The 21,382-nt window shown below is 66.5% G+C and carries 28 protein-coding genes; 11 read left to right on the top strand and 17 right to left on the bottom strand.

Going from position 1 to position 21,382, the window contains the following annotated elements; all coding sequences use genetic code 11:
* Positions 1 to 2: 2 nt before the first annotated feature.
* From trmD to DQG17_RS09190, 12 genes are all read right to left on the bottom strand, one after another.
* On the bottom strand, positions 3 to 857 hold the full coding sequence (gene trmD, locus DQG17_RS09245; RefSeq protein WP_116132401.1) for a tRNA (guanosine(37)-N1)-methyltransferase TrmD: 855 nt from the start codon (positions 855 to 857) through the stop codon (positions 3 to 5).
* Entirely contained in the window at positions 850 to 1,782 is a 933-nt protein-coding gene (locus tag DQG17_RS09240; RefSeq protein WP_116132400.1) for a hypothetical protein, read from the bottom strand. Before DQG17_RS09240 ends, trmD begins: the two co-directional genes overlap by 8 nt.
* Positions 1,779 to 2,288: a ribosome maturation factor RimM gene (rimM, locus tag DQG17_RS09235; RefSeq protein ID WP_116132399.1), complete on the bottom strand. Its 510-nt coding sequence runs from the start codon at positions 2,286 to 2,288 to the stop codon at positions 1,779 to 1,781. Before rimM ends, DQG17_RS09240 begins: the two co-directional genes overlap by 4 nt.
* A 73-nt stretch (positions 2,289 to 2,361) precedes the next feature.
* Positions 2,362 to 2,772, bottom strand: coding sequence for a 30S ribosomal protein S16 (gene rpsP / locus DQG17_RS09230; RefSeq protein WP_116132398.1), 411 nt, complete (start codon positions 2,770 to 2,772; stop codon positions 2,362 to 2,364).
* A 46-nt stretch (positions 2,773 to 2,818) separates the two neighbouring features.
* Positions 2,819 to 3,142, bottom strand: a complete 324-nt coding sequence (locus tag DQG17_RS09225) for a chorismate mutase (RefSeq protein WP_116132665.1) — start codon at positions 3,140 to 3,142, stop codon at positions 2,819 to 2,821.
* Positions 3,143 to 3,186: 44 nt separating this feature from the next.
* Positions 3,187 to 3,423, bottom strand: coding sequence for a hypothetical protein (locus tag DQG17_RS09220; RefSeq protein WP_157973560.1), 237 nt, complete (start codon positions 3,421 to 3,423; stop codon positions 3,187 to 3,189).
* A complete protein-coding gene (locus tag DQG17_RS09215) occupies positions 3,420 to 3,971 on the bottom strand; it encodes a GNAT family N-acetyltransferase (RefSeq protein WP_116132396.1) in 552 nt (183 codons plus the stop codon). The genes DQG17_RS09220 and DQG17_RS09215 overlap by 4 nt, the downstream gene beginning before the upstream one ends.
* Positions 3,968 to 4,543 (bottom strand): GNAT family N-acetyltransferase, encoded by a 576-nt coding sequence (locus DQG17_RS09210; protein ID WP_232829369.1) that lies wholly within the window; start codon positions 4,541 to 4,543, stop codon positions 3,968 to 3,970. The genes DQG17_RS09215 and DQG17_RS09210 overlap by 4 nt, the downstream gene beginning before the upstream one ends.
* Before the next feature lie 17 nt (positions 4,544 to 4,560).
* Positions 4,561 to 5,100 carry a GNAT family N-acetyltransferase gene (locus DQG17_RS09205; RefSeq protein ID WP_116132395.1) on the bottom strand — a complete coding sequence of 180 codons (540 nt, stop codon included), beginning with the start codon at positions 5,098 to 5,100 and terminating at the stop codon, positions 4,561 to 4,563.
* 1 nt (position 5,101) lies between these two features.
* Positions 5,102 to 6,619 (bottom strand): signal recognition particle protein, encoded by a 1,518-nt coding sequence (ffh, locus tag DQG17_RS09200; RefSeq protein ID WP_116132394.1) that lies wholly within the window; start codon positions 6,617 to 6,619, stop codon positions 5,102 to 5,104.
* A 537-nt stretch (positions 6,620 to 7,156) separates the two neighbouring features.
* A complete protein-coding gene (locus DQG17_RS09195) occupies positions 7,157 to 7,747 on the bottom strand; it encodes an FMN-dependent NADH-azoreductase (RefSeq protein ID WP_116132393.1) in 591 nt (196 codons plus the stop codon).
* Positions 7,748 to 8,141: 394 nt separating this feature from the next.
* Positions 8,142 to 9,197: an EF-hand domain-containing protein gene (locus DQG17_RS09190; RefSeq protein ID WP_157973559.1), complete on the bottom strand. Its 1,056-nt coding sequence runs from the start codon at positions 9,195 to 9,197 to the stop codon at positions 8,142 to 8,144.
* A 227-nt stretch (positions 9,198 to 9,424) separates the two neighbouring features.
* Between DQG17_RS09190 and DQG17_RS09185 the strand changes: the two genes are divergently transcribed.
* A complete protein-coding gene (locus DQG17_RS09185) occupies positions 9,425 to 10,321 on the top strand; it encodes a LysR family transcriptional regulator (protein WP_116132391.1) in 897 nt (298 codons plus the stop codon).
* Positions 10,322 to 10,327: 6 nt separating this feature from the next.
* On the opposite strand, the gene DQG17_RS09180 is transcribed toward DQG17_RS09185, so the two are convergent.
* Together DQG17_RS09180 and DQG17_RS09175 are read right to left on the bottom strand one after the other, a co-directional pair.
* Entirely contained in the window at positions 10,328 to 10,678 is a 351-nt protein-coding gene (locus DQG17_RS09180; protein ID WP_116132390.1) for a metalloregulator ArsR/SmtB family transcription factor, read from the bottom strand.
* Entirely contained in the window at positions 10,642 to 11,733 is a 1,092-nt protein-coding gene (locus tag DQG17_RS09175) for a collagen-binding domain-containing protein (protein WP_157973558.1), read from the bottom strand. Before DQG17_RS09175 ends, DQG17_RS09180 begins: the two co-directional genes overlap by 37 nt.
* Positions 11,734 to 12,138: 405 nt before the next feature.
* Here DQG17_RS09175 and DQG17_RS09170 point away from each other — a divergent pair, with 405 nt between their 5' ends.
* The 6 genes from DQG17_RS09170 (at position 12,139) to DQG17_RS09145 (ending at position 15,927) form a co-directional block, all read left to right on the top strand.
* Complete coding sequence (locus DQG17_RS09170; protein WP_116132388.1) at positions 12,139 to 13,062, top strand: DMT family transporter; 924 nt, start codon at positions 12,139 to 12,141, stop codon at positions 13,060 to 13,062.
* 159 nt (positions 13,063 to 13,221) lie between these two features.
* Positions 13,222 to 13,563, top strand: coding sequence for an AtpZ/AtpI family protein (locus tag DQG17_RS09165; protein ID WP_232829368.1), 342 nt, complete (start codon positions 13,222 to 13,224; stop codon positions 13,561 to 13,563).
* 96 nt (positions 13,564 to 13,659) lie between these two features.
* Complete coding sequence (locus tag DQG17_RS09160) at positions 13,660 to 14,415, top strand: F0F1 ATP synthase subunit A (RefSeq protein ID WP_232829367.1); 756 nt, start codon at positions 13,660 to 13,662, stop codon at positions 14,413 to 14,415.
* A 71-nt stretch (positions 14,416 to 14,486) separates the two neighbouring features.
* The gene (locus tag DQG17_RS09155; protein WP_089230816.1) at positions 14,487 to 14,723 is read left to right on the top strand and encodes a F0F1 ATP synthase subunit C; all 237 of its coding nucleotides are present in this window, start codon (positions 14,487 to 14,489) and stop codon (positions 14,721 to 14,723) included.
* Positions 14,724 to 14,809: 86 nt separating this feature from the next.
* A complete protein-coding gene (locus DQG17_RS09150) occupies positions 14,810 to 15,367 on the top strand; it encodes a F0F1 ATP synthase subunit B' (RefSeq protein ID WP_116132386.1) in 558 nt (185 codons plus the stop codon).
* Positions 15,367 to 15,927 (top strand): F0F1 ATP synthase subunit B, encoded by a 561-nt coding sequence (locus DQG17_RS09145; RefSeq protein ID WP_116132662.1) that lies wholly within the window; start codon positions 15,367 to 15,369, stop codon positions 15,925 to 15,927. The genes DQG17_RS09150 and DQG17_RS09145 overlap by 1 nt, the downstream gene beginning before the upstream one ends.
* A 127-nt stretch (positions 15,928 to 16,054) precedes the next feature.
* Here DQG17_RS09145 and DQG17_RS09140 read toward each other — a convergent pair whose 3' ends face one another.
* The 3 genes from DQG17_RS09140 to DQG17_RS09130 form a co-directional block, all read right to left on the bottom strand.
* The gene (locus DQG17_RS09140) at positions 16,055 to 16,822 is read right to left on the bottom strand and encodes an FCD domain-containing protein (RefSeq protein ID WP_116132385.1); all 768 of its coding nucleotides are present in this window, start codon (positions 16,820 to 16,822) and stop codon (positions 16,055 to 16,057) included.
* Between the two features lie 96 nt (positions 16,823 to 16,918).
* Positions 16,919 to 17,569 (bottom strand): OmpA family protein, encoded by a 651-nt coding sequence (locus DQG17_RS09135; protein ID WP_116132384.1) that lies wholly within the window; start codon positions 17,567 to 17,569, stop codon positions 16,919 to 16,921.
* 99 nt (positions 17,570 to 17,668) lie between these two features.
* On the bottom strand, positions 17,669 to 18,517 hold the full coding sequence (locus tag DQG17_RS09130) for a bifunctional helix-turn-helix domain-containing protein/methylated-DNA--[protein]-cysteine S-methyltransferase (RefSeq protein ID WP_116132383.1): 849 nt from the start codon (positions 18,515 to 18,517) through the stop codon (positions 17,669 to 17,671).
* Positions 18,518 to 18,734: 217 nt separating this feature from the next.
* On the opposite strand from DQG17_RS09130, the gene nth reads away from it, so the two are divergent.
* From nth to DQG17_RS09110, 4 genes are all read left to right on the top strand, one after another.
* Positions 18,735 to 19,376: an endonuclease III gene (nth, locus tag DQG17_RS09125; protein ID WP_116132382.1), complete on the top strand. Its 642-nt coding sequence runs from the start codon at positions 18,735 to 18,737 to the stop codon at positions 19,374 to 19,376.
* Positions 19,373 to 20,365, top strand: coding sequence for an adenosine kinase (locus DQG17_RS09120; protein ID WP_116132381.1), 993 nt, complete (start codon positions 19,373 to 19,375; stop codon positions 20,363 to 20,365). Before nth ends, DQG17_RS09120 begins: the two co-directional genes overlap by 4 nt.
* Before the next feature lie 92 nt (positions 20,366 to 20,457).
* Complete coding sequence (locus tag DQG17_RS09115; protein WP_116132380.1) at positions 20,458 to 20,787, top strand: helix-turn-helix domain-containing protein; 330 nt, start codon at positions 20,458 to 20,460, stop codon at positions 20,785 to 20,787.
* Between the two features lie 171 nt (positions 20,788 to 20,958).
* The gene (locus DQG17_RS09110; protein WP_116132379.1) at positions 20,959 to 21,342 is read left to right on the top strand and encodes an HIT domain-containing protein; all 384 of its coding nucleotides are present in this window, start codon (positions 20,959 to 20,961) and stop codon (positions 21,340 to 21,342) included.
* Positions 21,343 to 21,382: the final 40 nt, after the last annotated feature.

Genomic DNA, 21,382 nt, shown 5'->3' with positions numbered 1-21,382 from the left:
GGTCAGATCGCCTCGCCGCTGTCGGGGTCGATCCCATGGGCCGCGCAATGGGCCGCCCAGAGGTCGGGCCGGCGGGCGCGGGTCAAGGCCACCGCCTGCGCGTGGCGCCAGGTCGCGATGTTGCCGTGATGGCCCGACATCAGCACCTCGGGGATCGCAAGGCCCTTCCACTCGGCGGGGCGGGTGTACTGCGGATGTTCGAGCAGCCCTTCGGAAAAGCTCTCCTCCTCGGTCGAGGCCTGATTGCCGAGAACCCCGGGGATCAGCCGCACCGTGGCGTCAAGCAGCGCCTGCGCCGCGATCTCGCCCCCGGTCAGGACGAAATCGCCTAGGCTGACCTCCTCGATCCTATGCGCCTCGATCACGCGCTCGTCGACGCCTTCGAACCGGCCGCAGAGCAGGGTCATCCCCGCCATGCCGGCAAACCGATGCGCCATCGCCTGATCGAACCTGCGGCCGCGCGGCGACAGATAGATCACCGGCCAGCGCGAGCGGTCGTCGGGGATGCCGCGCCCGGCCTCGTTCAGCGCGCGGGATACCACGTCGGGGCGCAGCACCATACCGGCGCCGCCGCCCGCGGGGGTGTCGTCGACATTGCGGTGCCGTCCGGTGCCAAAGATCCTGAGGTCGATGGGCTCGAGCGCCCAAAGCCCCTGCTGCAACGCCTTGCCGGTCAGGGATTCGCCCAGAACGCCGGGGAAGGCGTTGGGAAACAGCGTGATCACCCGCGCCGTCCAGGCGCCTTGCAGGCGCGGCGGGCCGTCCATCAGGCTGCGCGGGATCAGGCTTGGCCCAATCGCCAGCCGGCCGTGGGACTTTGCCAGTCGTTTCGGGGGGGAGGCGGCGTCGTCAGTCATGATGGATCAAGGTCTCGTTCAGGTCTTCAAGCCGGCTGGCCAGCGCCACCAGTCCGTCGGAAAGATCGGGATGGCCCGGCGCGATCTGGCGGGCGATGTCAAGCAGCCGCGGCACCGGCGGAAACCCCGCGGCGGTGGTCGGGAAATCGTCGAGCAGCACGTTGCCGAGCCGCAGGAACTGCGCCAGCGTCGCCGTGTCGGCACTCGTGACGATCAGCTCGAAGGCCTCGGCCATGCGGGCCTCGTCAATCTGCCGCCAGGCGTGGCCACCGTCGGCTGCCGCGATCAGGGCCGCAAAGCGGTCGCGGCCGGTGGCGGTGCGGGCGGCGCGGTGCAAAAGCGCGGGCAACAGGATGTGGCTGCGCACATCGCCGTCGAGCGGATCGAGGATCGCCCGCAGCGCCGCCTCGCCCGGGGCCTCGGCGGGCAGGGCATCGAGCATGGCATAGGCGGCGGCAAGCGCCGTCGCCTCGGCCTCGGTCGGGTGCGACAGCGTCAGATCGAGGGCAGGAGCCGGGACGTCCTCGGGGTCGTTCGCACCGTCGTTCAGCCGCTTCAGCGCGGCTTCGAGATAGGCCTCGATCTCGACGGTCTTGTCGGGCCGCCAGAGCAGCCGGCCAAGCGCCAGCGCAACGAGGCCGAGCGCGAGCCAGGCGGTCAGCGGCAGGGTCGCGCTGGCCCCGCTCAACGCCCGCAGCATCAGACCAAGCCCGAGCAGCGTCGAGGCGATTGCGGCATGGATCATCACTGCGGGCAGGAAGAAAGCGGGACCATCGGCGAAGGGCGTGGTGCGCATGATCAGGACCCAGAGCGTGAAGAGCGCCGTGAACGGGATGACCGCGAAATAGCCGGCGCCGGTCAGCCCGGCCCCGAGCGGGGCCACCAGAAACAGGCCGCCGGCAAGCCAGAGGCCGAAGCGTTTCATCCAAACAGCCCCTCGGGCGGATCGGCAACGATGCGCCCGGCGCCGATGTCGACCGTCGGGACGGCCTCGTGCGTAAAGGGCAGCAGGATCGTCGCGCCGCCAGCGGCAGGCGTCACCTCGAGCATGTCGCCTGCGCCATAATCCTGCACCGCCTTGACATGACCGAGCAGGGTGCCGCCTGTGTCGCGCACCTCGATTCCGATCAGGTCGGCGTGATAGTACTCGTCATCGCTCAGCGCCGGCATGCGGTCGCGGTCGGCATAAAGCCGCAGGCCGCGCAGGGCATCGGCGGCCTCCTTGCTGGTGATACCCTCGATCTCCGCGGCAAAGCCGTTCTTAACCTGGGCTGTAAGCTTCACGGTGTAGCTTGCTGTTCCGTCTTCGGAAAACAGCGGTCCATAGGCGGCGATGTCCTCGGGCGTGGCGCAAAAGCTCTTCAGCCGCACCTCACCCCGGACCCCGAAGGCCCCGGAAATTGCGCCGACGCAAACACGTGTCGGGGACATTGGCGCGATCTCCTGCGGATTGGTCAAGATGCGAATTCCGGGGCGCAAGGCCCCGGAATTGGCGAGAAAAAGCTCACTCTGCGGTGGCTTCTTCGGCAGGCGCTTCGGCCGGCGCGGCAGCGGCGGCGGCAGCAGCCTCGGCGGCTTTCTCGATCTTTGCGGCCTTCTCGGCGGCGCGTTCGAGGGCCTTCTTGCCCGGGGCGGCCTTCTTGGGGTTCTGGCGCGCGGTCGCGGCGACGACGCCCGCGGCTTCGAGGAAGCGGCTGACGCGGTCGGTCGGCAGGGCGCCCTGGTCGAGCCAGTACTTGACGCGCTCGACGTCCATCGTCACCCGCTCTTCGCTGTCCTTGGCCAGCAGCGGGTTGTAGGTGCCGATCTTCTCGATGAAGCGGCCGTCGCGGGGCATGCGGCTGTCGGCGGCAACGATCGAGTAGTAGGGGCGCTTTTTAGAGCCGCCGCGGGAAAGGCGGATTTTCATGGCCATCGTGATATTCTCCTTCGAATGGCGGGTGATGCCGGCGTGCCGGCGGTCATTCCTGGTGTTTGCGGTGATGTCGGATGACTTCCTGAATGATGAAATTCAGGAATGCCTTGGCGAACTCAGGGTCCAGGTCGGCCTGCGTCGCCAGGTCTTCAAGCCGTGCGATCTGTTGCGCCTCGCGGGCGGGATCGGACGGGGGAAGGTCGTGTTCGGCCTTGAGCTTGCCGACCGCCTGGGTGTGCTTGAACCGCTCGCCCAGGGTATAGACGAGGATCGCGTCGAGCCTGTCGATGCTGGTGCGGTGCTCCTTCAGCAGGGCGGCAGCGCGGGCGGCGGCGTCGGCATGTGCGTCGGACCGCGGTGCATCGGGCAGGACGGGCGACGGCTGACGGCCGGTTGCGGGCGTGCTGGTGCGGCTCATGAATCGGCCCCCTTGCGATGGCGCCAGACGCGCGGTTTCGCCGGATCGTCGCCCACGGGCAGGGCTGCCTCCGGGTCGATCACGGCGCCCAATTGTCTGGCCAGCGAGCCGCCAAAAACCTGCGCGCGGTCCGACGTCAGGAACGCCTCGCAGGTGACGAAATCCTCGATCCGCGGCGCGCGCAGGATCAGGCGGTCGGTTTCGAGCACCGGGGTGGCAAAGGTCATGGTCACGCGTAGGCCTCCATCCCGCCGTCGCCTGCGGGGTGCGGGTGGCGATAGACAAGGCAATCGGGCGCATGCGGTGGCCGGGTGGCGGCATCGTCGCGCAGGGCACCCAGCCGTTCGGCAAGTGCAATCGAACGGGCGTTCTGCGGCAGGATATAGCTGACCACCGTCGCCCAGCCGAGCGTGGCAAAGACGTGATCACGGACAGCCGAGGCGGCCTCGTGGCCGAGGCCACGGCCTTCGGCGGCGGGATAGAGCGTCCAGCCGATTTCGGGTTCGGGCCAGGTGCCGGGATACCAGACCCCGACATAACCAAGCGGCGTGTCCGATCCCTTTTCGGTGACGGTCCGCAGGCCGAAGCCATGGATCAGCCAATGGCCCAGAAGTGCTGAAAACCCCCGCCAGGCCAGGCGCTCGTCAAGCGGGCCGCCGGTGAATTGCGAGCGGTCCGAGGCATAGAAGTCGCGGAACGCCGGATAATCCGCGGCCACCGGGGCGCGAAGGACCAGCCGGTCGGTGACCAGCGGTGCGATATCGAGAGGTATCGAACTCATGCGTTTGCTCCGGACGCTCCGGCAGTGTGGCGATAGACCAGATCCTCGGGCTCGGGCCGGGGGGCGTTGTCGTCGCGCGTGGCGCCAAGCCGTTCGGCCACCCGGATCGAGGCGGCGTTGCCGGCCGAGATATAGCTGACAAGCGTCGCAAGCCCGCGCGGGCCAAAGGCCCAGTCGCGCGCCGCACGGCCCGCCTCGGCGGCATAGCCCTGACCCTCGAAGCCGTCGTGCAGCAACCAGCCGAGTTCGACCTCGGGGAAGTAATCGGGTTTGGCGACGGCGACCTGTCCGACGACGGCGCCGTCGTCGCGGCGCTCGAGTGTCCAGCCGCCGGCACCCGACAGCGCCCAGCCGCCAGTGTCTGCGGCAAACCACAGCCAGGCCTCGCGGCGCGTCAGCGGACCGCCCATGAAACGGGACCGGGGCGTGGCAAGTGTGGCGGCGAAGGCGTCGAAATCCTCCACCCGCTGCGCGCGCAGGATCAGCCGCGCCGTGACCAGCGTCGGGGCCACACCGGTCCCAGGGACCTCCGCCCGGGCCGCGGGCGGCAGGCCGCCTTCTGTCTGCGGCAAGGGGAAGATCCCGACGGTCACGCGATGCGCCTCGACTGGGTGCGGGTGCGGCGCACGGGGTGGCGGAAGCTCAGCGATTCCGAGGTGCCCAGGACGAAGGGATCGACGAACGGGTCGGCAATGGCGCCAGCCGCGCGCAGCAGCATCGCGGCGCGACGGTCGTCGGGCACGATATGCGAGACGATGTCGACCCAGCCGACGCCCTTTTCGGCAAAGCGGCGCGCGCAGCGCAGCGCCTCGGGACCAAGGCTGTCGGTGTCCGGCGTGTCGAGGAACAGGAAGCCAAGTTCCGGCTCGGCCCAGCCACGGGGCTGCCAGGGGCCGGCAAGCCCGATCGGGTCGTCGCATTCGCGCGGCACCACGGCGAACATGCCATAGCCGCGCAGATCCCATTGGCAGACGATCGGCACGGTTTGTTCAAGGGCGCGCGCGCCCGAAAGCGGCGCAGTCGCGACGTGGCGAACGCCAAGACGCAGACGCGCCAGCACGGTGCCGATGTCCGATTGGTTCGGACGACGAAGGAACAGACGATCAGTTTCGAGAACAGGAGTGCGCATATTATTTCTTCTTTCCAAAACCAGAGAGACCCGGGGGCAGAGAAAGTCCGCCCCCGCCCAGGCCGGGCAAACCGCCCATGCCACCGCCGCCCGGCATTTTGCCAAGCGCCTTTGCGGCCTTTTCCATATCTGCAGGGTCAATTCCCGCCAGATCCTTTGGCAGGCCGCCGCCGCCCTTGCCAAACATCCCGGACATGGCTTGTTTCAGCATGCCCGTCTTGCCCATTTTCTTCATCATGTCCGACATTTGCCGGTGCATCTTGAGAAGACGGTTGAGCTCGGATACCTCCAGCCCGGCGCCCGAGGCGATCCGCTTCTTGCGGCTTGCCTGCAGGATCTGCGGGGCGGCACGTTCCTTTTTCGTCATCGAATTGATCATAGCGATCTGGCGGCGCAGCACCTTGTCGTCAAAGCCCGCTTCGGCCGCCTGGGCCTTCATCTTGCCCATGCCGGGCATCATGCCCATGATGCCTTCCATGCCGCCCATGCGCAGCATCTGATCAAGCTGCGCCTTCATGTCGTTCATGTTGAACTGGCCCTTCTGGAAGCGCTTCATCATGCGCTCCGCCTGCTCGACCTCGAGCGTGGCCTGGGCCTTTTCCACCAGCGAAACGATGTCGCCCATGCCGAGAATGCGGCCGGCGACGCGTTCGGGGTGGAACTCCTCCAGCGCGTCCATCTTCTCGCCAAGACCGACGAAGCGGATCGGCTTGCCGGTGACAAAGCGCATCGATAGCGCCGCACCGCCGCGGCCGTCGCCGTCCATCCGGGTCAGGATCACGCCGGAAATACCGATCCGGCTGTCGAAATTCTCCGCCGTGTGCACCGCGTCCTGACCGGTCAGGCCATCGACCACCAGCAGCGTCTCGCGCGGGTTTACGGCATCGCGCACCGCCTCGACCTCGGCCATCAGTTCATCGTCGATCGACAGCCGTCCGGCGGTGTCGAGCATCACAACGTCATAGCCGCCGAAGGTCGCCTGCTGCTTTGCGCGCTTGGCGATATCGACTGGTTTCTGCCCCTTGACGATCGGCAGGGTATCGACGCCGATCTGGCGGCCGAGGATCTCGAGCTGCTCCATCGCCGCCGGGCGGTTGACGTCGAGCGAGGCCATCAGCACCCGCTTGCCGTTCTTCTCGGTCAGACGCTTGGCAAGCTTGCCGGTCGTCGTGGTCTTGCCCGACCCCTGCAGGCCGACCATCAGGATCGGCGCCGGCGGATTGTCGATCTTCAGCTCGCCCCTGGCCTCGGTGTCGCCGGCCAGAAAATGCACCAGCTCGTCGTGGACGATCTTGACGACCTGCTGGCCCGGCGTGACCGATTTCATCACCGCCTGGCCCGTGGCCTTGGCCTGAACAGCCTTCACGAAGTCGCGTGCCACGGGAAGCGATACGTCGGCCTCGAGCAGGGCGACACGGACTTCGCGGAGCGCGGTCGCGACGTCGTCTTCCGACAGCGCGCCCTGCTTTGTTAGTCGCTCGAACACGCCTGAGAGGCGCTCGGAAAGACTTTCAAACATGCCCCGGCCCTCCTCAGGCCCTGTTGCTGCTCTGTGGTCCCCAGATAGGAAGCCGGCCTGCGCCTTGCAAATGCCCGCGGGCACTGCCCTGACGTTCCGACGACCGCGCAGGGCGATCCGACCACATTCGCGCCCGCAGGCGCGATCCTGAAACTCTGCGCGCCACGAGGCGCGACCAAAAAACACAACGGCGCCCGTGGGCGCAACGCGCTGACGGACGGCGATCCCCCACGACGGGGGGACCGGAAGATCGAACTTCCGGGTGGTGGACCGCCTTTAAAGCCGCCTAAGGGTCGTGTCAAGAAGAACTGCCGACGCAAAAGTTCCGCAAAATCTGCGCGAGGCCTGCGCAAGGAATTCCACGTCGGCGAAAAGTCGCCATGTGGCCGAACGCCGGCGCGACGACACAAAAAGGGCCGGGATACGCTCCCGGCCCTTTTGGGTCTCAAAAACTGATTACTGGCGAATGTACAACTGATTACTGACTGATGAACAACGGGCTACTGGAAACAGGTCACTGGTATTGGTGTGTTTCGCTCAAGCCGCGAGGCTGGCGATCTGGTCCTTGGCCGACTTCAGCGTGCCTTCGGCATCAAAGGCCAGACGGTCGGCATGCACGACTTCAACCTCGGTCAGGCCCATGAAGCCCAGCACGTGACGCAGGTAGGGCGTGGCGAAATCCATCGGCGAGTCGAGCTCGGTGCCGCCCGACGCCATGGCAACGATGACGCGCTTGCCGGTCAGCAGACCCACGGGGCCATTCTCGGTGTAATGAAAGGTGACGCCGGCGCGGGCGACCAGGTCGATCCAGGCCTTCAGCGCCGAGGGCACGCCGAAGTTATAGACGGGAAGGCCGATCACGATCACGTCGGCGGCCTGAAGTTCGGTGACAAGATGGTCGGACAGGCCGACGATCTTGCGTTGGGCTTCGCTCATCTCGGCCTCGGCGCTGCCCTTGGTGACGGTGACAAAGCTCTCGTTCACCTGCGGGAGCGGGGTATCGGCGAGGTCGCGGGTGATCACCTTGGCGCCGTCAAAGCGGGCGACGATCTCGTCCGTGAGCTGGCGGGAAATCGAGCCGACCTTGCGGGCGGACGCGTCGATGCGAAGGATGGTGGTGGCGGTCATGGTGGTGTCTCCGGGGTGCGGTTGTTGCTGCATTGCAGAGAGTATGGGGGTGTGAGGCGGTGAAGATAATTCCGAATTATGTCATGCTGTCTGTGCGGTGACGCACATAGTCGGGGGCGGACCCCTCGGATGGAGCGCCGGGTGCCCCAAAAGTCGACGGTGACTGGGGCGCTGGACGTCGCGGATGCTGACACCGATGTCGGCGCCGATGCCCGCTGTGCCACGACGGGCCGGGGGACGGGCCGGGGGCTGCCGTCGCGAATGGCCCGCGGTGCCCGGCGGGTGTTCCCGACGCCAAAGGGCGGGCCCTGGCCCGCCCCTTGCGTTCCTGCCGGACGGAGCGCCTTCGGGATGTCTTGCCGATACCTGCTCCCGGCCGTCGTCGTTGCTGCGACTACTTCGTGGCGGTCACGCAGACCGGCTTCGGCCCTGCTGCCGCATCGTCGGTCGGGGTCGCGCGGCAAAGCATCACCTCGCCGGTGCGTCCGTCGACCAGCCACAAGGCGCCGTCGCCTGTTGCAAAGGCCTGAATGGCCGCCGGTCCCTGCCCCATGCCGCCCTGGCCCATCATGCCGCGCGGACCCATGTTGCCCTGACCCATGCCGCCCTGACCCATCATGCCACCTTGGGCCATGCCGCCGGCACCACGGCCACCCTGGCCGCGCCAGTCGTCGCCGTCGTTCCACCGGCCACCAGCCATGTTGCCCTGCGGGCCGTTCTGAAACTGGCCGCCTTGCATGCCATGGCCACGTCCCTGGGCGAAGCCGCCGCCAAAACCGCCGCCTTGACCCTGCATCATCCGGGTCTGACTGCGGTCACAGTCGCGCTGCCCGCCGCGTCCTTGCTGCGGGCCGACGAAGCGGCCCTGGGCCATGCCCTTGCCACCCTGTGCCATCATGCCCTGGCCGTTACCTTGAAACTGGCCCTGTCCCGGTCCCGGGATCGGGCCGGGCTGCATCGGGCCTGCGGGCTGGTTGCCCGCCAGATTAATCTGCGGGCGGGGCAAGGCCTGGGCAAAATCGTCGGCGGCGACAGCGCCGTCACCGTTCCGGTCCATCCGCCCGAACAGCCGTCCGGCCATGCCGACGTATTCGTCGCGGCTGACGTTGCCGTCGCCATCGGCGTCGAGCATGCGGGCGATCATCGTGGTGTCGAATCCACTTCCGTTCGCGGCGCGCCCGGCCGGACGCGGCATCATGCCATCGCGCATGTCGGTCAGCGCTGAAAGTTCATCGACGGACAGAGCGCCGTTCTCGTCGGCGTCGAAGCTGGCGAACAGATCGTCGCGACGGAGCTGAACCTCTTCAAGCGTCACCCGCCCGTCGCCGTCGGCATCCCAGATTGCGATGAAGTTCTCGCCCGGGGTTACCCCGGCCCCGGCTTGCTGTGCCATCGCGGCGCCAGCAGAGGCAGCCGTCAGAAGAAGGGCGGAGAGGATGGAGTGTTTCATGGTCTTGGACCTTTGTCTTTGGGTTCGCCGTTGATGCGGTTGATACGAGGGGCGGCGGGGTTTCCGTCGCGGGCCCTCCGCCGGGCCGGATACGGCGGACCGGCCGGTGCCGTGGCGGTGGATCCCCAATAGGGCCATCGAGGCTTCCATTGCGCGGGGAAGCGAAAGGGCTTTCGTCGCCGGGCCAAAGCGTTCAGGATCGCACGTATGAACCGCAGGAGCAGGGCATGACGGTCGACACCTGGGACGAGATCCGCACCGCTTTTCACGTCGCCCGACTTGGCACCGTGTCGGGGGCAGCCGAAGCGCTGGGGGTGCATCACGCAACGGTGATCCGGCATGTGGACGCGCTCGAGGCGCGGCTTGGCACCAAACTGTTTCAGCGCCATGCCCGCGGCTATACCCCGACCGAGGCCGGGCGTGACCTGCTGACGGTCGCGGCGACCACCGAGGACCAGTTCTCCCAGCTGGTCGGCCGGATCCGCGGTCGCGGCGCCCAGGTCTCGGGCGAGCTGATCGTGACATCGCTGCCTTCGCTGTCGCCCCGGCTGACGACGGTCCTCGCCGATTTCATGCAGGAGCACATCGAGATCCGGGTGCGGTTCCTGACCGACCCGCGGCTGTTCCGGCTGGAATATGGCGAGGCGCATGTGGCGATCCGTGCCGGCGCCAAACCCGATCAACCCGACAACGTGGTGCAGCATTTCACCGACGAGGCGCAGGCGCTTTATGCCACCCGCGGCTATGTCGATCATTATGGCATGCTGGAATGGGGCGACTGGTCGGGGCACCGCTTTGTCTCGATCGACGGGCCTGACCTGCGCGCGCCGATCTTCCGCTGGATGGTCGAGACGATCCCTGCCGAACAACTGGTGTTCCTCGCCTCGGACCACCGCTCGGCGGAAGATGCCGTAAAGGCCGGCGCAGGCATCGGCTTTCTGTCACCGGCCGAGGCAAAGAGCCTGCCCGATCTGGTCGAGATGGCGCCGCCGCTGCCGGAATGGAGCAGCCCGCTCTGGCTGGTGACCCATGTCGATCTGCACCGCACCGCCAAGGTGCAGACCCTGGTCGCCTTCCTGAAGGCGCGGGCCGGGGATTTTTCTGCGGGACCTGCCGTGGACTGAAACGGCTCAGGCCGGATCGGGATCGCCGAGGTTCGGGGCGCCGAGCTCGCAGGCGAGGAAGCGTTCGAAGGCCTCGAGGTTGACCGGCTCGAACTGGCCGAAGCCCTGCATCCAGACCGAGGCGTCGCGCAGCGCATCAGGCTCGAGCTTGCACCATTTCACCCGGCCGCGTTTCTCCTGGCTGATCAGTCCGGCGCGGGTCAGGATGACGAGGTGTTTCGAGATCGCGGCCAGCGACATTTCGAACGGATAGGCGACGTCGGTCACGGCCATGTCGTCCTCGAGCAGCATCGCCAGGATCTGGCGCCGGGTCGGATCGGCTAGGGCAGCGAAGACGAGATCGAGCGAGGGTTCCATGTTTTGACGGTACGCCCGGGAAAACGGAAAGGGAACTGGGTCGGCCGTTTGCTCAGCATGGTGACAGCGGGCACCGGCCTGGCGGGTTTCTGGGGTTTCGGCATCGCCGCAAGCAGACGGCTGAGCCAGGGATTCTTCCAGTGTGGCGGCTTGAGCCCTATGCGAACCCATTTCGACTTGGCTAACGCCGCCCGGATGGTCGGGGGATCTATTGTGCCGCCTTCGACGGTCAGCGTCCAGTATGGGGCCATCGCCACGCCGTGGTATTCGAACGAGGACAGGGTGACAGTGGTGGCCTGATAATACCGGACCAACGCCTTGGGCCCACGGGCGGACATTTCAAGGCAGGTCAGGCTGGTCTGGCTGTAATGGCAGTCGGCGCCACCGAATTTCATTGTCCCGGTGAGGGGGCGGGGCGCGCCGCCCGGGACGTTGTACAGCGCCAGTGAGTCCCCGAGAAAGCCGATGACCCGAGCCATGGCATAGCTGGCCGAGCCAAGATGCGCGGGCGAAAGGGTGAAGATGTTCAGGTCTGCATCGGTGAAGCTTATGGCGATCTGCCAGTTCTCTTCAGTCGCGAAGCTCTCGATCCGTTCCGCATCGACGATGAGCCAGGAACGATTGGCGGAGTCCCGATACAGCGTGACGCCGGCAGACAGGAAATCGAGCAATGCCGAAACCTTGCCTGCAGTGTCGCGGAGGGTGTTGCTGATATCCCCGTCCGCATCGCTGGCGGGCGTGGCCGGCCGGGCCGTCGCGTCGTCGTACATCGGATCCGCGCCTGCTTCATACGATCCAAGTTGCAGGGAGGCGGGTACGACCCGCCCGGCACGGTCGGGAAAGATACAGCCACCGACCGAGTCGCTGGCGTTCGCGCGAGCCGTGCCACCGACGGCAAGCCGAGCTTCGGTCTCGCAGCCCGAGGCGGTCAGATCCGCAACAATGATGGAGCCGAAGCCGGCTGAGACGTTCAGGCTGGCGGCATGAATATCAAGGGGAGCGAAAAGCGCGGGCACGATGACAAAAAGCGTCGCGGCGGTTCTGGCGAGCCGCATCAAATGTCCCTTCCGCGGTTCACAGGCCGACCGGTCGTTTGCATCGTTGGTGCCGCCAGGGATCGGGTCGGCGTACCTTGCAAAAGCAACGTTCATTCTGGTTAAGGTCACGTTTTATATTGAGTTTTCTCGATTCAGCGACACCATGAGGGGGGCGTTGAGTCAACAACCTTTGCGCGAGTGACCGCGCGTAAATCTACCCAAAGTTGTGTTTTGGGCAGGTCGTCCGACCAAACACGCCCCCTGGGACCGGACCGCGACAGGGCCCGCGACAGGGCAGGCAAGACGTGCCGCAGGGGCATCTTCCCGGCGCTATCGCGGCGGCTAGGCGCAGGAATCGGGTCGCACCCGAGCGGCGCACCGTGCAATGGAGCGCTAACAGCGTTTCAATCGGGGGCTCGGCAAATGACGGCGCGGTACTGGATTCTGGTTGCGATCCTCGGCATCGGCTGGGGCGGATCGTTCATCTTCAATGCCATGCTGCTGGCCGAGGTCGGGCCGCTCTCGGTTGCGTTTCTGCGGATGGCGCTGGGGGCCGTGACGTGCTGGGTCTATGTCTTGGCGAAGGGACGGAGGGTGCCCTGGGGCTGGCGGCTTCTGGGCAGCGTCCTGGTGCTGGGGGTGCTGAACTATGCCATCCCCTTTGCGATCTATCCGCTGGCGCAGCGTCATATCACCAGCGGTGTCGCGGGGATCGTCAACGCGATGACGCCGATCATGGTGGTAATCGTGTCCCATTTCTGGCCGGGCGGCGAGAAGGCGAGCCGGACCAAGTCGCTCGGCATCGGCTTCGGCTTTGCCGGGATCGTGATCCTGATGGCGCCGGGGCTGCGGGGCGGGGCAGGGCGGACCGAGCTGTGGGCGATCCTCGCAGCCCTTCTGGCGCCGCTTTGCTATGGCGTGGCGTTGAACTGGCTGCGCCGGCTCAAGGGGATCGACGCCGCGGTGATCGCGGCATTGGCACTGAGCGCCGGGGCGCTGGCGATTGCGCCTGCAATGCTGGCCATTGAAGGGGTGCCGCAGCTGACGCGCCCCGAAAGCTGGATGGCGCTGGCGATGATCGGGCCGGTCCTGACCGGTCTGTTCTTCATCGTCTTCTACTGGTTGGTCCCGCTGGTCGGGGCAACCAATGCCTCGACCGTCACCTTTATCGCGCCGGTCTCGGCGGTGGTGCTCGGGAGGGCAATGCTGGGCGAGGCGGTGCGCATCGAACAGCTTGCGGGAATGGTGCTGATCTTTGTCGGTCTGCTGGCAATCGACGGCCGGATTTGGAGGCTGATCCGGCGGCGCCGCCGGGTGGACGCAGCCCATTCTAAACCTTTCGGTTGAATATCGGGCGCGCATGCCGGCCGACTGCGCGTTCTGACGCATCGCATATTTTCTGTTATATATCAGTGTATTGCAGTTGATTCCTCGGCGCGCGTAGTCGATTGACTCAGGGCCTCCAAACACCCTAGTGTCCGCCGCAACAACGGGGGACTGCGTCCGGTGGCTGAGGGAAGCGAGAGCGAGCGTCTGCGCCAGCTGGAACAAAAGATTGCCAGGGCCAAGGGCAAGGACGCGCCGCCCCCCGAAGACAACAAGTACACCCAGGCAAACGTTGCCTGGCGGATGGTGACGGAACTGGTGGCGGGGCTGTTTCTGGGCCTCGGGATCGGAATGGGGCTCGACTGGCTGTTCGGGACCAAGCCCTTCCTGATGATTGTGTTCATCATCCTGGGGTTCATCGCGGGCGTGAAGACGATGATGCGCACCGCGACCGAGGTGCAGGTCAAGCAGGCCGCGAAGGCCGCCGAGGAAAAGCAGGCGGCCGAGGTCGCAGAGGATTAGACAGGCGGCCGCGGCCGCAGGGGATTAGGCAGGCGGCCGAGGCCGCAGAGGATTAGGCAGGCGGCCGAGGCCGCCGGGGACGAGAGGGACTGAGACGTGGCAGACGAAGCGCAAGGCGGCGGCATTCACATCGATCCGATGCATCAGTTCGTGGTCAAGCCGCTGTTCGGCCAGCCCGGCGATCATGTGGGCATGCTGACGGTCACCAACGCGACCCTGTGGATGGCGATCGCGGTTCTCTGCGTGGTCCTGCTGCTGGTCGTCGGCACCCGCGGCCGGGCGATCATCCCCTCGCGGCTGCAGTCGATTGCCGAGCTTGCCTATGGTTTCGTCTACAAGATGGTCGAGGATGTGGCCGGCAAGGACGCGCTGCAGTTCTTCCCCTACATCATGACGCTGTTCATGTTCATCGTCTTCGCCAACATGCTCGGCCTCGTGCCGATGTCCTTCACCACCACCTCGCATGTCGCGGTGACGGCGGTTCTGGCGCTTGCGGTGTTCCTGACCGTCACCATCGTCGGCTTCGTCAAGAACGGCACCAAGTTCCTTGGCCTGTTCTGGGTCAACTCGGCGCCGCTGCCACTGCGGCCGGTTCTGGCGATTATCGAGCTGATCTCGTACTTCGTGCGGCCGGTCAGCCACTCCATTCGTCTTGCTGGCAACCTGATGGCCGGCCACGCCGTGATCAAGGTCTTTGCGGGCTTTGCCGCCATTGCCGCTGTCGCCCCGTTCTCGATCCTTGCCATCACCGCGATGTACGGGCTCGAGCTGCTGGTGGCCTTCGTGCAGGCCTATGTCTTTACAATTCTGACGTGCGTCTACCTCAAGGACGCGCTGCACCCGGGGCACTGAGCCTGGCTCGGCTGCCGGGTACCCCCGGAAATACCTGAAACATTCACTTCCAATCGCAAGGAGATACGACAATGGAAGGCGATATCGCAAGCATGGGTCAATTCATCGGCGCTGGCCTCGCGGGCATTGGCTCGGGCGCGGCAGCCATCGGTGTGGGCCACGTTGCCGGCAACTTCCTGGCCGGTGCGCTGCGCAATCCGACCGCCGCTGCCGGTCAGACCGCCACTCTCTTCATCGGTATCGCATTCGCCGAAGCGCTGGGGATCTTCTCGTTCCTCGTCGCGCTTCTGCTGATGTTCGCCGTCTAAGCGACGACCTTCGATCCTTGCCGCCGGGGGGGACGGGCCGATGTGCCCGGCCCCCGCGGTGAATTTTCAGATCAGAGGGGACGAGCATGGCGGGCGAGACTACCGCACCTATCGAACACGCGCCGGATGCCGCGCATGCGGCTGAAGCCGTCGGCATGCCGCAGCTGGATTTCGCGACCTTTCCGAACCAGATCTTCTGGCTGGTCCTGGCGATCCTCGCGATCTATTACATCCTGACCAAGATCGCGCTGCCGCGTATCGCCAGCGTGCTGGCCGAACGTAACGGCACCATCACCAATGATATCGCCACCGCCGAAGAGCTGAAGCTCAAGGCGGTCGAGGCCGAACAGGCCTATCAGAAGGCGCTGGCCGAGGCTCGTGCCCAGGCCCAGAAGATCGCGGCCGAGACCCGGGCGGAGATCAAGGAAGAACTCGACGCGGCGATTGCCCGTGCCGATACCCAGATCGCTGAAAAGAGCGCCGAATCCGCCGCCCATATCGGCGAAATCCGCGACAACGCGCTGATTTCGGTCGAGGCGGTGGCCAAGGATGCCGCGGGCGAGATCGTGCGTGCGCTTGGCCGTCCGGTCGATGACGGTGACGTCGCCGCCGCGGTCGAAACACAGATGAGGGGAGAGGCATGATGCGCAAGCTAATCCTCGGCGCCGTCCTTGCCGGCGCCGCCGGCCCGGCCTTTGCCGCATCGGGTCCGTTCTTCAGCCTTCACAACACCAACTTCGTGGTGCTCCTCGCCTTCCTCGTTTTCATCGGGATCCTGGTCTACTTCAAGGTTCCGGGCTTGCTGGGCAAGATGCTGGACGAACGCGCCCATACCATCCGCCGGGAACTGGACGAGGCGCGGGCGCTGCGCGAAGAGGCCCAGACCATTCTGGCCGAATTCGAGCGCAAGCAGAAGGACGTCGCCGAGCAGGCCGAACTGATCGTGACTCAGGCCCGGACCGACGCCGAGGACGCCGCCAAGCTGGCCAAGGTGGAGCTGGAGAAATCCATCGCCCGCCGGCTGCAGGCGGCCGAAGACCAGATCGCCTCGGCCGAGGCCGCTGCCGTCCGCGACGTGCGCGACAGGGCAATCAGCGTTGCGATCGCGGCTGCCGCCGAAGTGGTGCGCAAGGGGCTGAGCGAAGCCGATGCCGCGGCCCTGATCGAAGACAGCATCAAGGTCGTTGAGGCCAAGATGCACTGACCCGTTGGGTCACGCACACCGACAGGTTCGAAGGCCCCCGCATGTCGGGGGCCTTTCGCGTTTCCGGGCCTTGTCGTGTCGCGATTGATGCGGTTGTTGCGGGTCGTTTCCGCCTTGATCGTTGCGGCTAGTTCCCCCTTGCGTGCTCCAGCCGCTGGCGCGCCACAGTCTCGTTGTGCTCGGCGCGGCGCAGGTCGAGGATTGTCTGTTCGACATAGTCGAGATGGGCCTCGGCCGCGGTGCGTGCCGCTGCCGGATCGCGGGCGAGGATCGCGGTCAGGATGGCGCGGTGCTGGGCCAGCAGGGCGGCGCGGGTGGTGCGCTGGCGAAACAGCGCCCGGCGGTTCAGGAACACACCCTCGCGCAGCAACTGGTACATCGAGCGCATCATGTGCAGCAGGATCAGGTTGTGGCTCGCCTCGAGGATGGCCATGTGGAATTCGGCGTCGAGCCGCGCCTCGGCCTCGCCGCTGCGCGCCTCGTGGGCGGCCTCCATCCGGCCGAAGATCTCGGCGATCACCGCCTGGTCGGTGTCCGAGCCGAGCCGGGCGGCGCGTTCGGCCGCCAGCCCCTCGATATCGCGCCGGAAGGCGACATAATCGAGCACCGCTTCGTCGTGGGTTGCGAACAACCGGATCAGTGGGTCCGAGAAGGCGGGGCCAAGCAGGTCGGCAACAAAGATCCCCGCCCCGGCGCGGCGCTGGATCAGGCCGCGGGCTTCAAGCTCGACCAGCGCCTCGCGCAGCGACGGCCGCGATACCCCAAGCCGCTCGGCCAGGTCGCGTTCGGCCGGCAGCCGTTCGCCGGGGGCCAGCACGCCACGCAGGATCAGCAACTCGATCTGGTTGACGACGGCGCGGCTGAGCCTTTCGGCATCGACGGGGGTGAAGGGCATCCGGGACCTGCGAAATTGGTCAGAACACCTGACCACCAAGCGGGGCACAGATCAAGGGCGCGCCACGGTGGGTGCGCCCCTGCAAGGGCTGAGGGATCAGCCGTTCGGCCGGATCACGATATCGACGCGGCGGTTTAGTGCCCGGCCTTCAGGGGTCAGATTCGAGGCGATCGGCGCATCCTCGCCGCGGCCGGTGGCGGTCAGACGGCTGCGTGCCACGCCGTTGCTGACGAGGATTTCCACCACAGATTGGGCGCGCCGCAACGAAAGCTGCTGGTTGGAGGTGGCCGAGCCGGTGTTGTCGGTGTGGCCTGTAACCACGGCGGTGGTGTTGGGGTATTGGTTGAGGTTTGCGGCAAGGGCTGCCAGATCGGCCTGGATTGCCGGGTTGACGCTGTAGCTGCTGGAACTGAACAGGATGTCCTGCGGCATCCGCACCAGCAGCACGTCGCCCTGCCGCTCGATGGTGATGCGGCTGTCGCCGACCGACTGGCGCAGTGCCGCCGCCTGGCGATCCATCTGGCTGCCGATGATCCCGCCGACCCCGGCCCCGAGCGTGGCGCCAAGTGCCGCCCCGCGGGCCTCGCCCCCGGTGGCCGCAAGCCCTGCGACCGCGCCGGTCAGTCCGCCGATGACGGCTCCGCTGGCGGTATTCCTGTTGTTCGAGCCAAGGTTGTTGGGGGACGTGCAGGCGGTTAGGCCGATGGCCCCGCAAAGGGCGATAGCAACGGACGGACGCAGGAACATGCGCGATACCTCGGTTGGTGATTTAGTTTACCGACCCTTTTAGGCTGCGTCGTGCCACGATGGCAGGCAAATTTGCCGTGATGATCGCATTCGCGCCGATCAGCCCGCCTCGGCGCGGGCCGATTCCCAGGCAAGGAGCGCGCGTTTCACCGGCAAGCCCCAGTGATAGCCGCCAAGCCCGCCCGATTTGCGGATCGCCCGATGGCAGGGGATCAGCCAGCTGATCGGGTTGCGCCCGACCGCGGTGCCGACGGCCCGCATGGCGCGGGGATGGCCGACCGCCCCGGCAATCTCGGAATAGGTGGTGACATGGCCTGTCGGGATCGTCAGCAACGCCTCCCAGACCTTGATCTGGAACGGCGCGCCGATCAGGTAGAGCCGCGTCTCGCCCGGCGCCTCGCCAAGCGCGGCCTGCACCCAGGGGCGCAGCGCTGTCGGATCTTCGGTGAACTGTGCCTTTGGCCAGCGCGCCAGCAGGTCGGCCATTGTCGCCTCGGCCCCGGCCTCGGCGGCGAATCCGATGCCGCAGATGCCCTTTTCGGTCGCCATCACCAGCGCCGGTCCAAACGGGCTTTCGAACCAGCCCCAGAAGATCTCCATCCCCGCGCCGCCCCTGGCATAGCTGCCTGGGGTCATCGCCTCCCAGGTCAGGAACATGTCGTGCAGCCGGCTCGACCCCGACAGCCCGACGGCATCGGCGGCCGCCAGCGTCGTGAACCGCTCGCGCAGCAGCACCTTGGCTTGTTCCAGCGCCAGATACTGCTGATACCGCTTGGGCGAGACCCCGACCCACTGGCTGAACAGCCGCTGGAAATGCGCCGGGCTCATCTGCATCCGCCGGGCAAGATCGTCGAGCGTCAGGGGCGTGCCGGCAAGGGCGGCGGCGTCGATCTCGTCCAGCGCGCGGCGCATGACGTGGAAATGATAGCTCTGGCTTTCTGCGGTCATTCTGGGCGGGTCCTGATTTTTGCCAAATCTAGCCGAGCCGCTGCCCGCCCGCGACCCGGTTCCTGCGCAAGCGCGCGGGGCTGTCAGTTGCGCCTTGAGCTCCTTTGGCACGTCCGCGGCCAGCGCGGGTGCTGCCCCGGGTCGCGACAAGTGTTCCCTTCCGGCCGCGACCGCTTTAAGCCATCTCGCGGACATGGTCGCAACAGGAGGCGCGGGAATGGTTCGCCAGCAGCCCTATCGCGCGATGCGCGAGATCTTCACGCGCTTTCGTGCGTCCGAGCCCGAGCCGAAGGGCGAGCTTGAGCATACCAATGCCTTTACCCTGCTGGTCGCGGTGGCGCTGTCGGCGCAGGCGACCGACAGGGGCGTGAACCGGGCGACGCGGGCGCTGTTCGAAAGGGTCTCGACCCCGCAGGACATGCTCGATCTCGGCGAAGAGGCCCTCGTCGAGCATATCAGGACCATCGGGCTCTATCGCAACAAGGCGAAGAACGTCATGAAGCTGTCCCGGATCCTGGTCGAGGACTACGACGGCGAGGTGCCAAGCTCGCGCGCCGCGCTGCAGGCCCTGCCGGGCGTCGGACGAAAGACCGCCAATGTGGTGCTGAACATGTGGTGGGGGTTGCCGGCGCAGGCGGTCGACACGCATATTTTCCGCGTTGCAAACCGCACCGGGATCGCGCCCGGCAAGGATGTGGTGGCCGTCGAACGCGCCATCGAAGACAACGTGCCGGCCGAATTCCAGCGTCACGCCCATCACTGGCTGATCCTGCACGGCCGCTATATCTGCACTGCGCGCAAACCCGCCTGCGCCCGCTGCATCATCGAGGATCTTTGCCCGAAGGAGGGTGTTGAATGAGTTCGCAGTTTCAGGTCGTCGGTATCGGCAATGCCATTGTCGACGTGTTGTCCCATTCCGACGACAGCTTCCTCGACATCATGGGGATCTCGAAAGGGATCATGCAACTGGTCGAGCGCGAGCGGGCCGAACTGCTTTATGCCGCGATGGACGACCGCCGCCAGGCGCCGGGCGGGTCGGTGGCGAACACGCTCTCGGGGCTCGGCCATCTGGGGCTGAAGACCGCGTTTCTGGGCCGGGTGCGCGACGATGCGCTGGGGCGCTATTATGTCGAGGCGATGGAGACCGGCGGCACACGCTATGTCAATCCGCCGGCGCCCGACGGCGGCCTGCCGACCTCGCGGTCGATGATCTTCGTCTCGCCCGATGGCGAACGGTCGATGAACACCTACCTCGGGATCTCGGCCGATCTCGGGCCGGGCGATGTCGATGACGCGGCCGTTTCCGGCACCGATCTGCTGTTTCTCGAAGGCTATCTGTTCGACAAGCCCGCCGGCAAGCAGGCCTTCCTGAAGGCAGCGCGGCTTTGCACCGCCGCTGGCGGCCGCGCCGGCATCGCGCTGTCCGATCCCTTCTGCGTCGACCGCCACCGGGAGGATTTCCGCAAGCTCGTGGCCGAGGAGATGGATTTCGTCATCGGCAACACCCACGAGTGGGAGGCGCTCTATCAGACCACCGACACCGAGGCGGCACTGGCACGCGCAACGCAGGAATGCCGGGTCGTGGTCTGCACCCGCTCGGGCGAGGATGTCGTGCTGATCGCCGAGGGCGAGCGGGTCGAGGTGCCGGTGCACCGGGTGACACCGGTCGATGCCACGGGTGCGGGCGATCAGTTTGCGGCCGGGTTCCTCTATGGCCTTGCCACCGGGCGGGATCTTGCAACCTGCGGGCGGATGGGCGTGGTCTGCGCCGGCGAGGTCATTTCGCACTTGGGTCCGCGGCCACAGACCGATACCAGGGATCTGTTCCGTCAGGCCGGGCTGCTCTGATCCGGCCGCAGGGCGGACGGCAATGCTACATCAGGGTGCCATTCGACGACTCCGGGATTGATTTCTGCGTTGCCGGGTGCCATTCCGCAGCCATGAATATCGGCGAGGTCATATCCCGTGCACGACGGGCGGCAGGGCTGAAGCAGAAGGAACTGGCCGAGGCGGCCGGCGTCCATGTGCAGACCCTGAAGCGGCTCGAAGGCGGGGCAGGGGCCGGTTATTCCACAGTGCGCGCCCTTGAACGCGCGCTCGGCAAGGCCGGCGCCAGCTGGCAGGAGGTCGAGGGCGGCTATTGCCTGACGGTCCTGTTGCGGGTCAGGGACCCGAAAGGTGTCAAGGCGGCCAAGCCCGGCAAGGACAGCGGCGCGGCGGATCTTGCCACGGATCCCGAGCCTCCCGAGGACGCTGCAGAGCGGGCCTGAGCCGCCCCGATCTGCGCACCCTTTGGCCACCGCGAAGGCGTGGGCTAGGGCAAAGCGCCTCGTCCCTGCAGAATCCTGTCGTTCCAGGGCGAATTCCGACTATATCGCATGCGGTGGCGCGATCCGTCGCGCCCGTGATCTGCCCGTGAGCCTATCGAGGGGACCAAGCCCATGGCCTATGCCTATGACGACCAGAACATATTCGCAAAGATCCTGCGGGGCGAGATCCCGAACGACACCGTCCTCGAGACGCCGCACAGCCTTGCCTTTCGCGACATCCGCCCCCAGGCCCCGGTCCATGTGCTGGTGATCCCGAAGGGGCCCTATGTCAGCTATGACCACTTCGCCCAGGCGGCCAGCGACGCCGAGATCCTCGATTTCACCCGTACCGTGGGCGAGGTCTGCCGGATGAGCGGTGTGCAGATCGACGGCAGCGGCGATGGCTTCCGGCTGATCTCGAACGCCGGGCCGCACGGCGTGCAGGAAGTGCCGCATCTGCATGTCCACGTGCTGGGCGGCCGGGGGCTCGGCCGGATGCTCGAACCGGCCGTTTGACCGCCGCGCCGGTCCCGGCCTCTTCCCCACACCCGGCGTC

The organism is Tropicimonas sp. IMCC34043, from assembly GCF_003390845.1.
Taxonomy (GTDB): domain Bacteria; phylum Pseudomonadota; class Alphaproteobacteria; order Rhodobacterales; family Rhodobacteraceae; genus Tropicimonas.
Note: the sequence above shows the minus strand (reverse complement) of the source record. Positions and strands in the feature narration are given on the sequence as shown.

Bases quoted from the DNA above. Each gene is read 5' to 3' on its own strand.
- DQG17_RS09110 (WP_116132379.1), top strand. From the start codon at position 20,959: ATGGCCTATGCCTATGACGACCAGAACATATTCGCAAAGATCCTGCGG.
- DQG17_RS09130 (WP_116132383.1), bottom strand. From the start codon at position 18,517: ATGACCGCAGAAAGCCAGAGCTATCATTTCCACGTCATGCGCCGCGCG.
- DQG17_RS09185 (WP_116132391.1), top strand. From the start codon at position 9,425: ATGACGGTCGACACCTGGGACGAGATCCGCACCGCTTTTCACGTCGCC.
- DQG17_RS09205 (WP_116132395.1), bottom strand. From the start codon at position 5,100: ATGCGCACTCCTGTTCTCGAAACTGATCGTCTGTTCCTTCGTCGTCCG.
- trmD (WP_116132401.1), bottom strand. From the start codon at position 857: ATGACTGACGACGCCGCCTCCCCCCCGAAACGACTGGCAAAGTCCCAC.
- ffh (WP_116132394.1), bottom strand. From the start codon at position 6,619: ATGTTTGAAAGTCTTTCCGAGCGCCTCTCAGGCGTGTTCGAGCGACTA.
- DQG17_RS09135 (WP_116132384.1), bottom strand. From the start codon at position 17,569: ATGTTCCTGCGTCCGTCCGTTGCTATCGCCCTTTGCGGGGCCATCGGC.
- DQG17_RS09120 (WP_116132381.1), top strand. From the start codon at position 19,373: ATGAGTTCGCAGTTTCAGGTCGTCGGTATCGGCAATGCCATTGTCGAC.
- DQG17_RS09195 (WP_116132393.1), bottom strand. From the start codon at position 7,747: ATGACCGCCACCACCATCCTTCGCATCGACGCGTCCGCCCGCAAGGTC.
- DQG17_RS09145 (WP_116132662.1), top strand. From the start codon at position 15,367: ATGCGCAAGCTAATCCTCGGCGCCGTCCTTGCCGGCGCCGCCGGCCCG.
- DQG17_RS09175 (WP_157973558.1), bottom strand. From the start codon at position 11,733: ATGCGGCTCGCCAGAACCGCCGCGACGCTTTTTGTCATCGTGCCCGCG.
- rpsP (WP_116132398.1), bottom strand. From the start codon at position 2,772: ATGGCCATGAAAATCCGCCTTTCCCGCGGCGGCTCTAAAAAGCGCCCC.
- rimM (WP_116132399.1), bottom strand. From the start codon at position 2,288: ATGTCCCCGACACGTGTTTGCGTCGGCGCAATTTCCGGGGCCTTCGGG.
- DQG17_RS09180 (WP_116132390.1), bottom strand. From the start codon at position 10,678: ATGGAACCCTCGCTCGATCTCGTCTTCGCTGCCCTAGCCGATCCGACC.
- DQG17_RS09115 (WP_116132380.1), top strand. From the start codon at position 20,458: ATGAATATCGGCGAGGTCATATCCCGTGCACGACGGGCGGCAGGGCTG.
- DQG17_RS09150 (WP_116132386.1), top strand. From the start codon at position 14,810: ATGGCGGGCGAGACTACCGCACCTATCGAACACGCGCCGGATGCCGCG.
- DQG17_RS09215 (WP_116132396.1), bottom strand. From the start codon at position 3,971: ATGAGTTCGATACCTCTCGATATCGCACCGCTGGTCACCGACCGGCTG.
- DQG17_RS09170 (WP_116132388.1), top strand. From the start codon at position 12,139: ATGACGGCGCGGTACTGGATTCTGGTTGCGATCCTCGGCATCGGCTGG.
- DQG17_RS09140 (WP_116132385.1), bottom strand. From the start codon at position 16,822: ATGCCCTTCACCCCCGTCGATGCCGAAAGGCTCAGCCGCGCCGTCGTC.
- DQG17_RS09190 (WP_157973559.1), bottom strand. From the start codon at position 9,197: ATGAAACACTCCATCCTCTCCGCCCTTCTTCTGACGGCTGCCTCTGCT.
- DQG17_RS09155 (WP_089230816.1), top strand. From the start codon at position 14,487: ATGGAAGGCGATATCGCAAGCATGGGTCAATTCATCGGCGCTGGCCTC.
- DQG17_RS09240 (WP_116132400.1), bottom strand. From the start codon at position 1,782: ATGAAACGCTTCGGCCTCTGGCTTGCCGGCGGCCTGTTTCTGGTGGCC.
- nth (WP_116132382.1), top strand. From the start codon at position 18,735: ATGGTTCGCCAGCAGCCCTATCGCGCGATGCGCGAGATCTTCACGCGC.